Below are 13331 nucleotides of genomic sequence, written 5' to 3' on the forward strand. Positions count from 1 at the left end.
CCCATGAGAAACGAACACTACATGAAGATCAACAAGGCGATTTTTCCGGTCGCGGGCCTCGGCACGCGCTTTCTGCCCGCCACCAAGGCCCAGCCGAAGGAAATGCTGCCGGTGGTCGACAAACCGCTGATCCAGTACGCGGTTGAAGAGGCCTATGCGGCCGGCATCCGGCAGATGATCTTCGTCAACGGCCGCAACAAGCGCGCCATCCCCGATCATTTCGACACCGCCTACGAGCTCGAATCCGAGCTGGAAGCGGCGGGCAAGAAAGAGCTGCTGGCCGTCGTGTCGTCGGTCAAGCCCGACGACATGGAGTGCATCTACATCCGACAGCCCAAGGCTTTGGGCCTGGGACACGCCGTGTTGTGCGCTCAGTGCGTGGTCGTCAACGAGCCTTTCGCCGTACTGCTGGCCGACGACCTGATGGTCGGCGAGCCGCCGATCCTGCGCCAGATGGTCGATCAGTTCGATGAATGGCATGCGTCGATCGTGGCGGTGCAGGAGGTGCCGGCTGAGCAGACTCGCCGCTACGGCATCGTCGCTGGCACGCCGGTGAACGACCGGATGATGGATCTGACACAGATCGTCGAAAAGCCCGCGCCCGAGAACGCGCCTTCGCGCCTGGGTGTGGCCGGCCGCTACATCCTCACGCCGGGCGTATTCCGCGAAATCGCCAACCAGCCTCGCGGTGTGGGCGGCGAGATCCAGCTCACCGACGGCATTGCCGCGCTGATGCGCCGCGAGAAGGTCTTTGCCTACCGCTACGTGGGCAAACGCTATGACTGCGGCAGCAAGGAAGGCTTCCTCGAGGCCAACGTCGAGCTGGCGCTCGCCCACCCGCAACTTGGCCCAGGGTTCCGCGAGTACCTCAAGACCCTGGAACTGTGAGCAGCGACCAAGGACGTGCCATGGACGTGCACAAGGAACTCGACACCCGCGGCCTGAATTGCCCGCTGCCGATCTTGAAGGCCAAGAAGGCCCTCGCCGACATGAGCAGCGGACAAGTGCTGAAGGTGGTGGCCACTGACCCTGGCTCGGTGCGCGACTTCCAGGCTTTTGCCCGTCAGACCGGCAACGAACTGGTCGAACAGCAGACGCAGAACACCGACTTCATCCATTTCCTGCGGCGGCGTTGATCGCACCGACGCCCGCTCAGCGGCAACGGACCATGAGATAGGCCACCTCGACGGTGGCCTTTTTTCTTACCGGGCTGAGCGTCCCGCAGCGGCGAGAGCATGGAGTACCGTGCCCTTCAAGGGCGGGGCGTCTCCGGCTTCGACCAGTCGATGAATTGCGGCTCGATGCCGCGGCCCCGAAGCCAATCCGCCAGCGCATAGCCGGTACCGGCGGGCCAGCAGAGGGTGTCGCCGGGTGCAAACAGCTTGTACTCGGCCAACTCGGGCGAGAGTTTGATCTCACCGCGGGCCTGCACGTGGTAAGCGATGATCACCTGGTTCATCCGCTGGAAGTCGTAGACCCCGATCAGGTGAACCGCGTCGGCGGTGAGCGAAGTTTCTTCGAGCACCTCGCGCGCGATGCCGGCTTCGGGTGTCTCGCCGGCCTCCATGAAGCCGGTGATCAGCGCGAACATCCGGCCACTCCAGGCCGCGTTGCGCGCCAACAGCAGCCGCCCACCCCGGTCCACGCACTCGACCACCGCCGCCAAGACAGGCGTTGGGTTGTTCCAGTGGGTGAAGCCACAGGCCGCACAACGCAGGCGGCTCTTGGGCCCGCCATCTTCACCGGCCTCGATCCAGGCCAGCGGCTGGGCGCATGTCGGGCAGAACTTGTACTCGACGGCCATTGCTCAGGCAGGGAACACGCCGGTGGAGAGGTAGCGGTCGCCACGGTCGCACACCACGAAGACGATGGTCGCGTTCTCCACCACCTTGGCCACCTGCAGCGCCACCCACAAGGCGCCAGCCGCCGAAATGCCGGCGAACAGGCCCTCTTCGGCTGCCATGCGGCGCGCCATGTCTTCGGCGTCCTGCTGGCTCACGTAGACCATTTCGTCGACCGTGCTGGGGTCGTAGATCTTGGGCAGGTAAGCTTCCGGCCACTTGCGAATGCCGGGGATGCGCGAGCCCTCCGAAGGCTGCGCACCGATGATGCGTACACCCGGCTTCTTCTCCTTGAGGAAGCGCGAGACGCCCGTGATGGTGCCGGTGGTGCCCATCGCGCTGACGAAATGGGTGACCTGCCCGTCGGTGTCGGCCCAGATCTCCGGCCCGGTGGTGTCGTAGTGGACGCGCGGGTTGTCGGGGTTGGCGAACTGGTCCAGCACGCGGCCCTTGCCGTCCCTCTGCATTTGCTCGGCCAGGTCGCGGGCCAGCTCCATGCCACCCGACTTGGGCGTCAGGATCAGCTCGGCACCGAAGGCCTTCATCGTCTGCGCCCGCTCGATCGACAGGTCTTCCGGCATGATCAGCAGCATGCGGTAGCCCTTGATCGCCGCCGCCATGGCCAGCGCGATGCCAGTGTTGCCCGAGGTCGCCTCGATCAGCGTGTCGCCAGGCTTGATCTCGCCACGCGCCTCTGCCTGACGGATCATGTTGATCGCCGGCCGATCTTTCACCGAGCCCGCAGGGTTGTTGCCTTCGAGCTTGCCGAGGATCACATTGCCTCGCGCTTGTATCTCTGGCCCGGGCAGGCGTTGCAGCCGCACCAGCGGCGTGGATCCGATCGCATCTTCCAGCGTCTTGTAGGCAGGCATGTCGATGTCTTGAAGAAGGCTGCGTTGCATTATGGGTGCATGGGCAAAAGCGTGGGCTTCGCATGCCATAATCCGCGACCGACATGCTTTCAGGCACTGCAACACGCAGCGGCTCGGATAGCATGAGCTACGCAAGCACACACACTGGCCCGGGTGGCGGAATCGGTAGACGCAGCGGATTCAAAATCCGCCGCCGCAAGGTGTGCCGGTTCGAGTCCGGCCCCGGGCACCAGTGACCCTCAGCTTCAAGCTCAAGCGACGCGACACCCCATGCCGCCGATGCCTCCTGTCACCAAGGCGCTGTTGCTGATCTGCACAGCGGTCTTCTGCGTTTCACTGCTGCTGCCCATCGGGCCCTGGCTGTCTTTGCAGCCGGTCTCCTCCGGCGCGTTCTGGCCGTGGCAGCCGCTGACCTTTGCCCTTCTCCACCACGACCCGCTCGAGCTGTTCTTCAACATGCTCGGCCTGTGGATGTTCGGCGCTGACCTGGAACGCCTGTGGGGATGGAAGCGTTTTGGCCAGTTTCTGCTGGTCTGCGTGTTGACCGCGGCCGTGACGGCGCTGGCACTGATGTGGGTGACCGACAGCTTCCGCGGCACCGGCTCGGGCGCTTCGGCCGCGCTCTACGGCCTGCTCTTCGCCACGGCCATGCTCTTCCCGGACCGGACGATCATGCCGCTGTTCCCGCCGATCCCGATGAAGATGAAGACCTTTGTCATCGTCTTCGGCGCGATGGCCTTCGTGTTGAACCTCGCCTCGTCGCGCAGCGTCGTCGAGCTGGCGATGCTCACCGGCGCTCTCGGTGCTTGGCTGCACATCCGCTACTGGCGTTCGCGCGCCCGGCGTCCGCGCCGCGTCCATTGAAGCGCGTGGAGCCGGGCCCTTCCGTCTGAGACGCGCGGGCCGGACCGATCACCCGCCTGGCCCGCCGGCCCCCTCCTCGAAAACCCCTTCGCGCCAACGGGCCCTGCGAAGGCGCATGCTTTCACTCGTCGATGGCGATGGAGGTGTGCCATGGGTCGTGCGATTCGCCTGCGGAACGTCACCGCGCGGTGCCTGTTGCCGCTGCTGCTGGGGGCCCTCGTCATGCCGTGGGCCGCACTGGCCGCTCAGCCCGCGGCATCTCCCGAGAGTACGCGACGCGCCAGCGACTCGGTCGTCGGCCTGCTGACGCTGGCCATCCCCGATGCCCCGTCGAGCGCCACGCTAGGTCCGATCCGACAAGGCTCGGGGGTGGTGATCGGGCCCGATGGATTGGTGCTGACCATCGGCTACCTGGTGCTCGAAGCCGATCAGGTGCTGCTGCAGCCGGACGACGGCCGACAGATCCCGGCGCGGGTGCTGGGCTACGACGTGGCGACCGGATTCGGCCTGGTCAAGGCGCTGATCCCGGTGAGCCTGCCCGCCGCCCCACTGGGCGACCCGTCCACGCTCGACGAGACCGAGCCGCTGCTGTTCGTCACCGGCGGGCCACGCGCGCGCATCACCATGGCGCGGCAGGTGGCTCGGCGCCCGTTCTCGGGCTACTGGGAATACCACCTGGACCACGCCGTGTTCACCGCCCCGGCTCGCCCCGACCACAGCGGGGCCGCCCTCTTCAATCTGCGTGGCGAACTGCTTGGGGTGGGCTCGTTGATCGTCAGCGACGCGCTGGGGCCAGCAGAGCCGCCGATGCCCGGCAACATGTTCGTGCCGGTGGACCTGCTCAAGCCGATCCTGGGCGAGTTGGTGGCGCAGGGGCGGTCCACCCAGAGCAAACGTGCCTGGATGGGTGCCCATTGTGTGGAGATGGGAGGCGAAGTGCGGGTGGCGCGCGTGAGCGATGGCAGCCCTGCCGAACTGGCCGGCCTGCTGCCGGGTGACCGCATCGTGCGCATCGACGGCCAGCGCGTCGATGACCTGCATTCGCTGTGGCAGCGCCTGTGGGAAGGCGGCGCCGCCGAGCGCGACGTGGCCCTCGACATCCTGCGCGACGGCCAGCCCCTGAAGGTGCCCTTGCACACCATCGACCGACAAAGCGCCATCCGCCAGCCTGAAGGCACTTGAGGCCAGCGGTCGCACCTCGCCTCCGCTTTCAGCATCAGGTGCTGTAAGAAGGCGTAAGGTGCTTGGCAAAGAGGGTTGGCCGCCTTGTCATTCGCCCGGCGCTACCTCTAGCATCGGGCCCGCCGCGCATCGGGAGACGCGCCGAGGCGCCCTCTCCCTGGCTGCCGCGGCATGCAGGCCACGGTCCGCCAGGCCGATCGGCCACGCCAGCCCCACTCACTCCCGGAGACACACCCATGCGAGCTGCCCCGCTCGAAAACACCCCGCTGCAGCGCAGCATGACAACGCTGTCAGGCATCCTCTTGTCGGTGCTGGCCCTGCCCGCTTCGGCGGCACCTGAAGCAGCATCGCCGACCTCGTCGCCCACGCTGGCGTGCGGCTTTGCGCTGTGCGATGGCTTCGAGTCAGCCGCCCCAGGCGGCGCACCGGACAGCGCCTTGTGGACCGTCGGCGCCGCCAACTGCACTGGCACGGGCCAGGCCACGATCGACAACACCGTGTCCCACAAGGGCAAGCAGTCGCTCAAGGTGACCAGCACCGGCGGCTACTGCAACCACATCTTCGCGGCAACCCCGATCCCCGGCTCGCTCGGCCAGAAGGTGTTCGGCCGCTTCTACGTCCGATTCGCCGAAGCGCTCGGCGACGGCCATGTCACCTTCCTGGCCATGAAGGACAGCAACGACAACCAGCGCGACCTGCGAATGGGCGGTCAGAACCGCATCCTGATGTGGAACCGCGAATCCGACGATGCCACGCTGCCCGTGCTCAGCCCCGCAGGCGTCGCCCTCAGCGTGGTGCCCACGGCCGGCACCTGGCACTGCATCGAGTTCATGGTCAACGGCAAGGCCGGGGCAATGAAGAACTGGTTCAACAGCGCCGCCGTCGAAGGCCTGCGGGTGGACACCACCCCCACCCCGGAGATCGATTCGCAGTGGCTGGCCCGCGGACCGTGGAACCCGGCGCCGGTGGACTTCCGCATCGGCTGGGAGAGCTACGCCGGCCAGCCGATGACCTTGTGGTTCGACGACGTGGTGCTGGGGTCCAAGCGCGTCGGCTGCAAGTGAGTCAGGCGCCCAGGCCCTCCGCCACGGTCGGATAGCGCAGCGTCAGCCGCAGTTCGTGCAAGAGCCGCTGGTTCATCAACCGCCGTGATTCACTCAGAAAGCTGAGCTGCATCGGGCTCATTTCCTGCGCGGCCTCGGCACGGCTGATGCGGCGTGGGCGGGGCAGGCCGAAGCGATCGGCGACCGCATCGAAGTGGTCGCCCATCTTGACCACGCTGCAATCACTGACGTTGTAGGCGCGTTGCGGCCGCCCACGGTGCAGCGCCGCCACGCAGGCGCGCGCCAGGTCGTCGGCGTGAATGTGGTTGGTGTAGACGTCGTCTTCGGCCCGCAGCACGGGTGCCCCTCGGCGCACCCGCTCGCGCGGGTCGCCCCCTTCGCGGTCGAGCGCGTAGATGCCAGGCACGCGCAGCAGGCTGGTCCGCCAGCCAAAGGCACGCCCGGCCCAGCGCAGCCTCGCCTCGGCATCGGCACGGCGACGCCCGCGCGCCGTGGCCGGAGCCAAGGGGCGCGTCTCGTCAATACACGCGCCTTGGCAATCGCCGTACACGCCGGTGGTGCTGGCGTACACCAGCGCGCGCGGGCCGCTGCGCAGTGCCAAGGCGCGGATGAGCCCCGCGGTGCGCGCATCGCGCTCGCCCACATGGGGCGGTGGAGCCAGGTGCAGCACGGCATCGGCCAGGCCGGCCAGGCGCGCCAACGTTCGCGGGTCATCCAGGTTGCCCAGCAGCGGCGTCGCGCCGGCTGCACGCAGCTCGGGCACCCGATGAGGCGAGCTGGTCAACGCCAGCACACGCCAGCGCGACGCCACCAGCCGCAACACGCGCAGGCCCACGTCGCCGCACCCCACGATCAGCAGGACAGGGCGTTTGGCACGGGTGGTCTTGGGCAGCATCGGGTGACGAAGGCGAAGGGTGCAGGCGCACCGGGCAGAATGACGGAGTGGCGCGCCAGTGTAGGGCGCGTCGATCCGGCCCGGCGGCCCCACAGGCCGCCCCGCACCCTGCGGTTGCTGGCCCCGCCAGCGCCCACGTTCCGCCCGCCTTCGATCATGACCTTTACCGTGACCCTTCAGCCCTCGGGGCGCACCTTCGACGTCGTACGCGATGAACCCATCCTCGGCGCCGCCATCCGGCAGGGCATCGGCCTGCCCTATGGCTGCAAGGATGGCGCCTGCGGCAGCTGCAAGAGTCGCCTGCTCGAAGGCCGGGTCATCCACGGCGCGCACCAGCAGAAGGCCTTGTCCGAGACGGAAGAGGCCAGCGGCTTGATCCTCACCTGCTGTGCCACGCCGCAGACCGACTGCCTGGTCGAAGCGCGCACGGTGCCAGGCGCCGGCGAGTTCCCGATCCTGAAAATGCCGGGCCGCGTCCTGAGCATGGAGCGTCCCGCGCCCGATGTGGCACAGATCCGCGTGCAGTTGCCGGCCAACCAGAACTTCCAATACCGCGCCGGGCAGTACGTCGAATTCATCCTGCGCGACGGCGCTCGGCGCAGCTACTCGATGGCCAATGCGCCCAGCCAACTGGGCACACCACCGGCGATCGAGCTGCACATCCGGCACATGCCCGGTGGCAAGTTCACCGACCACGTGTTCAGCGCGATGAAAGAGAAAGACATCGTGCGCATGGAGGGGCCTTTTGGCAGCTTCTTCCTTCGCGAAGACAGCGACAAGCCCATGATCCTGCTGGCATCGGGCACCGGCTTCGCGCCGATCAAGGCCTTGATCGAGCGCCTGGAAGAGATGGGCAGCACCCGGCCGGCGGTGCTTTACTGGGGCGCGCGCCGGCCCGCTGACCTGTACCTCAACGCCTGGGCCGAGGCGGCCGCGGCCCGGCTGCCGCAGTTGCGCTACGTGCCGGTGGTTTCCGACGCGCAGGCCGAAGACGGCTGGTCGGGCCGCACCGGCTTTGTCCACCAGGCGGTGATGGCCGACTGGCCCGATCTCTCCGGTCACCAAGTCTACGCATGCGGGGCGCCGATCGTCGTCGAGTCCGCCCACCGCGACTTCGTGGCGCAGTGCCAGTTGCCCGACGACGAGTTCTTCGCCGACAGCTTCACCTCCGAAGCCGACAAGCATTAGGCCCCCACGGCCCCTTCCGGGGCCTGCCCCCCGCAAGGGGGCTCGCGCAGCGGCCCGGCAGAGCAGGATCCGCGCACGCCACTTGGAGGGGGCGGCGCCGTGCGCCCCCCGGTCTACGCCAGACCGACGTCGGCGCGGTACTGCGCGGCCTCCGTCTCCAGCCAATCGGCGAACGCCTTGAGGGCGGGTGAGGCGGCCTTGTGCTCGGGGTACAGCAAGTAATAGCGCCGATCGCTCTCGAACACGTGCGCCACCACCTGCACCAGCCGGCCACTCGACAACTGGTCTTCCACCAGCAGGCGCGGCAGCAGCGCCACCCCCAGCCCCTGCGCCGCGGCCTCGCTGAGCATCGAGAACAGCTCCATCCGCGCCCCGGCCATGTCGTGCTCGATTTCCAGTCCGTGCGCTTCGAACCAGTGTCGCCAGGCGTAGGGCCGGGTGCTGGCCTGCAAGAGCGGCAGGGTCGACAGCGACTGCGGCGTCCAGTCTGTGCGCCCCTTGAGCAACGCGGGGCTGGCCACGGTGACCAACGCCTCGGGCATCAGCAAGCGCCCCTCGGTGCCGGGCCATCGCCCGTCACCGGCATGGATGGCGGCATCCAGTTCGGTGTCAGCGAACAGGAACGGGCGGGTGCGTGAGCTGAAATGCACCGTGATGCCCGGGTGCGCCGCCTGAAAGCGAGACAGCCGTGGCAACAGCCACTGGGTGGCGAACGTGGGCACCACCGCGAGCTCCAGTGAGCCCCCCTGCCCGCCCAGCCCGGCCTGGGCCATCAGATCCAGCGTGTCGCGCTCCACCTCGTCCAGCCGGGCGGCCACGCTGCGCGCATACCGCTGCCCTGCCTCGGTGAGGCCGACGCCTCGCTGGTTGCGGCGGAACAGCGCGACCCCCAAAAACGACTCCAGCGACGCAATCTGGCGGCAAACGGCACTTTGGGTGACCGACAGCTCCGCCGCCGCCTTGGTGTAGCTCTGGTGCCGTGCAGCGGCCTCGAAAGCCGCCAGCGCGGCGGTGGACGGCAGTTTTCTACGCATTCCGGAATTCTATAGACGCACAGATCGGTGCAAAAAATGCGTTTGATTGACAGTATGCAGCGGCCTATCATTCCACGCTGGAACAACTGGAGACCCGCTCATGGCAACTCGCGCCGCTTTTCAATGGGATGACCCGCTGCTGCTGGACCAGCAACTGACCGACGACGAGCGGCAGGTTCGTGATGCGGCCCGCGCCTACTGCCAAGACCGCTTGATGCCTCGCGTGCTCGAAGCCTTCCGCCACGAGCAGACCGATCCGGCGATCTTCCGTGAGATGGGTGAGCTGGGCCTGCTGGGCCCCACGATTCCCGAGGCCTATGGCGGTGCCGGCCTCAACTACGTCTGCTACGGCTTGGTGGCCCGCGAGGTGGAGCGTGTCGACTCGGGCTATCGCTCGATGATGAGCGTGCAGTCGTCTCTGGTGATGGTGCCGATCAACGAGTTCGGCAACGAAGCCACCAAGAAGAAGTACCTGCCCAAGCTGGCCAGCGGTGAGTGGATCGGCTGCTTCGGCCTGACCGAGCCCAACCATGGTTCCGACCCGGGTTCGATGGTCACCCGCGCTCGCAAGGTGGATGGTGGCTACAGTCTGACCGGCTCAAAAATGTGGATCACCAACAGCCCGATCGCCGACGTGTTCGTGGTTTGGGCCAAGGACGACGAAGGCCAGATCCGCGGCTTCGTGCTGGAGAAGGGCTGGAAGGGCCTGACGGCTCCCGCGATCCACGGCAAGGTGGGCCTGCGCGCCTCGATCACCGGCGAGATCGTGATGGACGAGGTCTTCTGCCCCGAGGAGAACGCGTTCCCTGAAGTGCGCGGCTTGAAGGGCCCGTTCACCTGCTTGAACAGCGCTCGCTACGGCATCGCCTGGGGCGCGCTGGGCGCAGCCGAGTTCTGCTGGCACACCGCCCGCCAGTACACGCTGGACCGCAAACAATTCGGCAAGCCCTTGGCCGCCAACCAGCTGATCCAGAAGAAGCTGGCCGACATGCAAACTGAGATCACGCTGGGCCTGCAAGGCTGCCTGCGCCTGGGCCGCATGAAGGACGAGGGCACGGCTGCTGTCGAGATCACTTCGATCATGAAGCGCAACAGCTGCGGCAAGAGCCTGGACATCGCCCGCACGGCGCGCGACATGCTGGGCGGCAACGGCATCTCCGATGAGTTCGGCATTGCCCGTCACTTGGTGAACCTCGAAGTCGTGAACACCTATGAAGGCACGCACGACATCCATGCGCTGATCCTCGGCCGCGCGATGACCGGCATCGCTGCGTTCTGAACGGAAGTACGGCCACCCGGCAACGTGACGTCGGCCGGGGGGCCCATTCCGCTCATGTCCCCCGGCCTTCGGCCTCCTCCTTAACTTCGCTCCACGGGCCCCCCGGCCTCCTGCCCCCCTGTACGCCTATCACGCCGTCGGAACACCTGAGCCGGTGACTGATCTGGGGATGGGGTGCGCTGCGCAGAGAAGTGAAGGAGGAGGCCGCAGGCCGGGGGACATGAACGGAGCAGCGCACCCCAGCGCCAGATCGCTCCACCACCACTGAGCACACCTACCATGACCGCACTCCACGGCCTCAAAGTTCTCGACCTGTCGCGCGTGCTCGCGGGCCCATGGGCGGGACAACTGCTCGGTGACCTGGGTGCGGATGTGGTCAAGGTCGAGCGACCCGGCGCAGGCGACGACACGCGGGTGTGGGGCCCGCCCTGGGTCCAGGCCCAAGACACCGACGATCGCCAGGCCGCCTACTTTCAGTGCGCCAACCGGAACAAGCGCTCGGTCGCCATCGACCTTGCCACACCCGAAGGCCAGGCCCAGGTTCGCGCCCTGGCGGCCAAGGCCGATGTGGTGCTCGAAAACTTCAAGGTTGGCGGCCTCAAAGGGTACGGCCTCGATTACGACAGCCTCAAAGCCATCAACCCCAAGCTGGTCTACTGCTCCATCACCGGCTTTGGCCAGACCGGCCCCTACGCACCGCGAGCCGGCTACGACTTTCTCATCCAGGGCATGGGTGGCCTGATGAGCCTCACCGGGCGAGCCGACGGCGAAGAAGGCGCCGGCCCCCAGAAAGTGGGCGTGGCGCTGGTCGACATCATGACCGGGCTGTACGCCACCATCGCCGTGCTGGCAGCCTTGCAGCATCGCGACCGCACCGGCGAAGGCCAGCACATCGACCTGGCCCTGCTGGACGTGCAAGTCGCCACGCTGGCCAACCAGGCGGCGAACTACCTCTCCAGTGGTACGGCACCTCGGCGGCTGGGCAATGCCCACCCCAACATCGTGCCTTATCAAGACTTTCCGACGGCCGATGGAGACATGATTTTGGCCATCGGAAATGACGGCCAGTTTGCACGCTTCTGCGCCATTGCAGGCAAGCCCGAATGGGCCACTGACGAACGCTTCGCCACCAACCCGGCGCGCGTCGCCAACCGCGCGGTGCTCATCCCGCTGATGCGCCAGACCACCGTGATGCGCACCACCGCAGAGTGGATCGCTGCACTCGAAGCCGAAGCCGTCCCCTGCGGCCCCATCAACCGGCTTGACCAGGTCTTCGCCGATCCGCAAGTGGTGTCACGCGGCATGAAGATCGAGATGCAACACGATGCATTCGGCGCGGTGCCGCTGGTGGGCAGCCCGATCCGCCTGTCTGCCACACCCGTGCAGTACCGCATCGCCCCGCCTATGCTGGGCGAGCACACCGCGCAAGTGCTGGCCGACTGGCTGGGTGGCGCAGTTACCACTGCATAACCTTATGACTGCACGGCAGCTTGCCGTGCGCATGGAGCTTGCTCAGAATCCCCCGCGACCGGCGCCGCAGGAACGTCGGCGCATCAACTCACAGGGGATTCCATGGCCAAATCGCTGGGCCGGGGCCTTCGCCTCGGATTGGGCATTGCTTTGACTTGGGCCGGCAGCACCTTCGCGGCGCAGCCTCCCAACATCGTCTTCATCCTGGCAGACGATCTGGACGCCGCAGCGGCGTCCAAGATGGAGCAGGTGAAGGCATTGATCACCGACCCGGGCGCGAGCTTCCAGAAGCACTACGTGAATGTGTCACTGTGCTGCCCGTCGCGGGTGTCCACCTTGCGTGGGCAGTTTGCACACAACACCACGATTTACGGCAACAACGCGCCTAACGGTGGATTTGAGGGCACCTACAACAAGGGCATTGAATCGTCTACCGTGGTCACCTGGTTGCAAGACGCGGGCTACCGCACCGCCATGGTGGGCAAGTACCTCAACGGCTATCCCAACACGGCCCCGTCTGACACCTACATCCCGCCGGGATGGACCGAGTGGTACAGCCCCAATGGCGGCAGCCCTTACAGCCAATTCGACTACCAGCTCAATGAGAACGGTACCTCGGTGAGCTACGGGCATGCCGATGCCGACTACCTCACCGATGTCATCTCCGACAAGGCTGTCGATTTCATCCGTCGGTCGGTGACGGACCACCCCACCCAGCCGTTCTTCGCCTATGTGGCCACCTATGCGCCACACCTGCCGGCCACGCCAGCGCCCCGGCACGCCGATGCCCTTCCCGGGCTGCAAGCTCCGCGAACCAATTCGTTCAACGAAGCCGATGTCAGCGACAAACCCGCTTGGGTGCGCGATGCACCATTGCTGACGGACGGGCAGGTCGCCCTCATCGACGAACAGTACCGCAAGCGCCGCCAATCGTTGCTAGCCGTCGACGAACTGGTCAAGCGGGTGATCGACACCCTCACCGAGCTCGGTCAGCTCGAGAACACCTACGTCTTCTTCACCTCGGACAACGGCTACCACCAGGGCCAGCATCGACTGGAGTCCGGCAAGATGACCGCCTACGAAGAAGACCTGCTGATCCCGCTGAGCGTGCGGGGGCCGGGTGTGAAGCCCACGGCGACGATCACCGCCCTCACGGCCAATGTGGACTACGCGCCCACCTTCGTGGAGATCGCGTCGGCCATGCAGCCGGATTGGGTGGACGGGCGCTCGCTGGTGCCCCTGTTCAAGGGCAGCACGGTCGGCCCGTGGCGCCAGGCCCTGATGATCTCGCACGGCGAAGTGGACAAAGGCACGGCCCGCGCGTTGCGCTACGCCGGCCTGCTCGAGCCGGATGATCCGTTCGACAAGTCCGCCCAGGCCACGATCATCCCGATGTTCAAGGGCCTTCGAACCGCCGACGACTTCACCTACGTCGCTTACCTGAACGGCGAGTACGAGTTGTACGAGAACACGAAGGACCTTCGTCAATTGCGCAATCGCTACGAAGGCGCGAGCGAGCGCCAGCGCGCGAAGATGGCCTCGTGGCTCGAGGCCATCGATGGCACCGGCGGAGCCGCCCTGCGCGCCGCGGAAGAGCGCCCTCCCAAAGGCCACTGAGCAAAAACTTCAGAGGCGGCCCGGC

13 protein-coding genes and 1 tRNA gene are annotated in these 13331 nt (G+C 66.7%); 10 read left to right on the forward strand and 4 right to left on the reverse strand.

The window, feature by feature from the left end; translation table 11 throughout:
• Nucleotides 1-21 precede the first annotated feature (21 nt).
• Together galU and AACH06_RS11300 are read left to right on the forward strand one after the other, a co-directional pair.
• Nucleotides 22-888, forward strand: a complete 867-nt coding sequence (gene galU, locus AACH06_RS11295) for a UTP--glucose-1-phosphate uridylyltransferase GalU (RefSeq protein WP_341425935.1) — start codon at nt 22-24, stop codon at nt 886-888.
• A gap of 20 nt (nt 889-908) precedes the next feature.
• Complete coding sequence (locus tag AACH06_RS11300; RefSeq protein ID WP_341425782.1) at nt 909-1136, forward strand: sulfurtransferase TusA family protein; 228 nt, start codon at nt 909-911, stop codon at nt 1134-1136.
• 116 nt (nt 1137-1252) lie between these two features.
• Here the strand turns inward: AACH06_RS11300 and AACH06_RS11305 are convergent, their stop codons facing one another.
• Nucleotides 1253-1804, reverse strand: a complete 552-nt coding sequence (locus AACH06_RS11305) for an NUDIX domain-containing protein (RefSeq protein WP_341425783.1) — start codon at nt 1802-1804, stop codon at nt 1253-1255.
• 3 nt (nt 1805-1807) lie between these two features.
• The gene (gene cysM, locus AACH06_RS11310) at nt 1808-2713 is read right to left on the reverse strand and encodes a cysteine synthase CysM (protein WP_341425936.1); all 906 of its coding nucleotides are present in this window, start codon (nt 2711-2713) and stop codon (nt 1808-1810) included.
• A gap of 147 nt (nt 2714-2860) precedes the next feature.
• On the opposite strand from cysM, the gene AACH06_RS11315 reads away from it, so the two are divergent.
• The 4 genes from AACH06_RS11315 (at nt 2861) to AACH06_RS11330 (ending at nt 5823) form a co-directional block, all read left to right on the forward strand.
• Nucleotides 2861-2945 (forward strand) — tRNA-Leu (locus AACH06_RS11315).
• Nucleotides 2946-2992: 47 nt separating this feature from the next.
• The gene (locus tag AACH06_RS11320) at nt 2993-3577 is read left to right on the forward strand and encodes a rhomboid family intramembrane serine protease (RefSeq protein ID WP_341425784.1); all 585 of its coding nucleotides are present in this window, start codon (nt 2993-2995) and stop codon (nt 3575-3577) included.
• A 150-nt stretch (nt 3578-3727) separates the two neighbouring features.
• Entirely contained in the window at nt 3728-4759 is a 1032-nt protein-coding gene (locus AACH06_RS11325; protein ID WP_341425785.1) for a S1C family serine protease, read from the forward strand.
• A 236-nt stretch (nt 4760-4995) separates the two neighbouring features.
• The gene (locus AACH06_RS11330) at nt 4996-5823 is read left to right on the forward strand and encodes a hypothetical protein (RefSeq protein WP_341425786.1); all 828 of its coding nucleotides are present in this window, start codon (nt 4996-4998) and stop codon (nt 5821-5823) included.
• A 1-nt stretch (nt 5824) separates the two neighbouring features.
• Here the strand turns inward: AACH06_RS11330 and AACH06_RS11335 are convergent, their stop codons facing one another.
• The gene (locus tag AACH06_RS11335) at nt 5825-6718 is read right to left on the reverse strand and encodes an NAD-dependent epimerase/dehydratase family protein (protein WP_341425787.1); all 894 of its coding nucleotides are present in this window, start codon (nt 6716-6718) and stop codon (nt 5825-5827) included.
• Between the two features lie 156 nt (nt 6719-6874).
• Here AACH06_RS11335 and AACH06_RS11340 point away from each other — a divergent pair, with 156 nt between their 5' ends.
• Nucleotides 6875-7906: a CDP-6-deoxy-delta-3,4-glucoseen reductase gene (locus AACH06_RS11340; protein WP_341425788.1), complete on the forward strand. Its 1032-nt coding sequence runs from the start codon at nt 6875-6877 to the stop codon at nt 7904-7906.
• 113 nt (nt 7907-8019) lie between these two features.
• Here AACH06_RS11340 and AACH06_RS11345 read toward each other — a convergent pair whose 3' ends face one another.
• Entirely contained in the window at nt 8020-8940 is a 921-nt protein-coding gene (locus AACH06_RS11345; RefSeq protein ID WP_341425789.1) for a LysR family transcriptional regulator, read from the reverse strand.
• A 100-nt stretch (nt 8941-9040) separates the two neighbouring features.
• Between AACH06_RS11345 and AACH06_RS11350 the strand changes: the two genes are divergently transcribed.
• From AACH06_RS11350 to AACH06_RS11360, 3 genes are all read left to right on the forward strand, one after another.
• Nucleotides 9041-10219 carry an acyl-CoA dehydrogenase gene (locus tag AACH06_RS11350; RefSeq protein WP_341425790.1) on the forward strand — a complete coding sequence of 393 codons (1179 nt, stop codon included), beginning with the start codon at nt 9041-9043 and terminating at the stop codon, nt 10217-10219.
• A 279-nt stretch (nt 10220-10498) separates the two neighbouring features.
• Nucleotides 10499-11689, forward strand: coding sequence for a CaiB/BaiF CoA transferase family protein (locus AACH06_RS11355; RefSeq protein ID WP_341425791.1), 1191 nt, complete (start codon nt 10499-10501; stop codon nt 11687-11689).
• Nucleotides 11690-11791: 102 nt separating this feature from the next.
• Nucleotides 11792-13306: a sulfatase family protein gene (locus AACH06_RS11360; RefSeq protein ID WP_341425792.1), complete on the forward strand. Its 1515-nt coding sequence runs from the start codon at nt 11792-11794 to the stop codon at nt 13304-13306.
• Nucleotides 13307-13331: the final 25 nt, after the last annotated feature.

It is taken from the genome of Ideonella lacteola, assembly GCF_038066555.1.
GTDB lineage: Bacteria > Pseudomonadota > Gammaproteobacteria > Burkholderiales > Burkholderiaceae_C > Ideonella > Ideonella lacteola.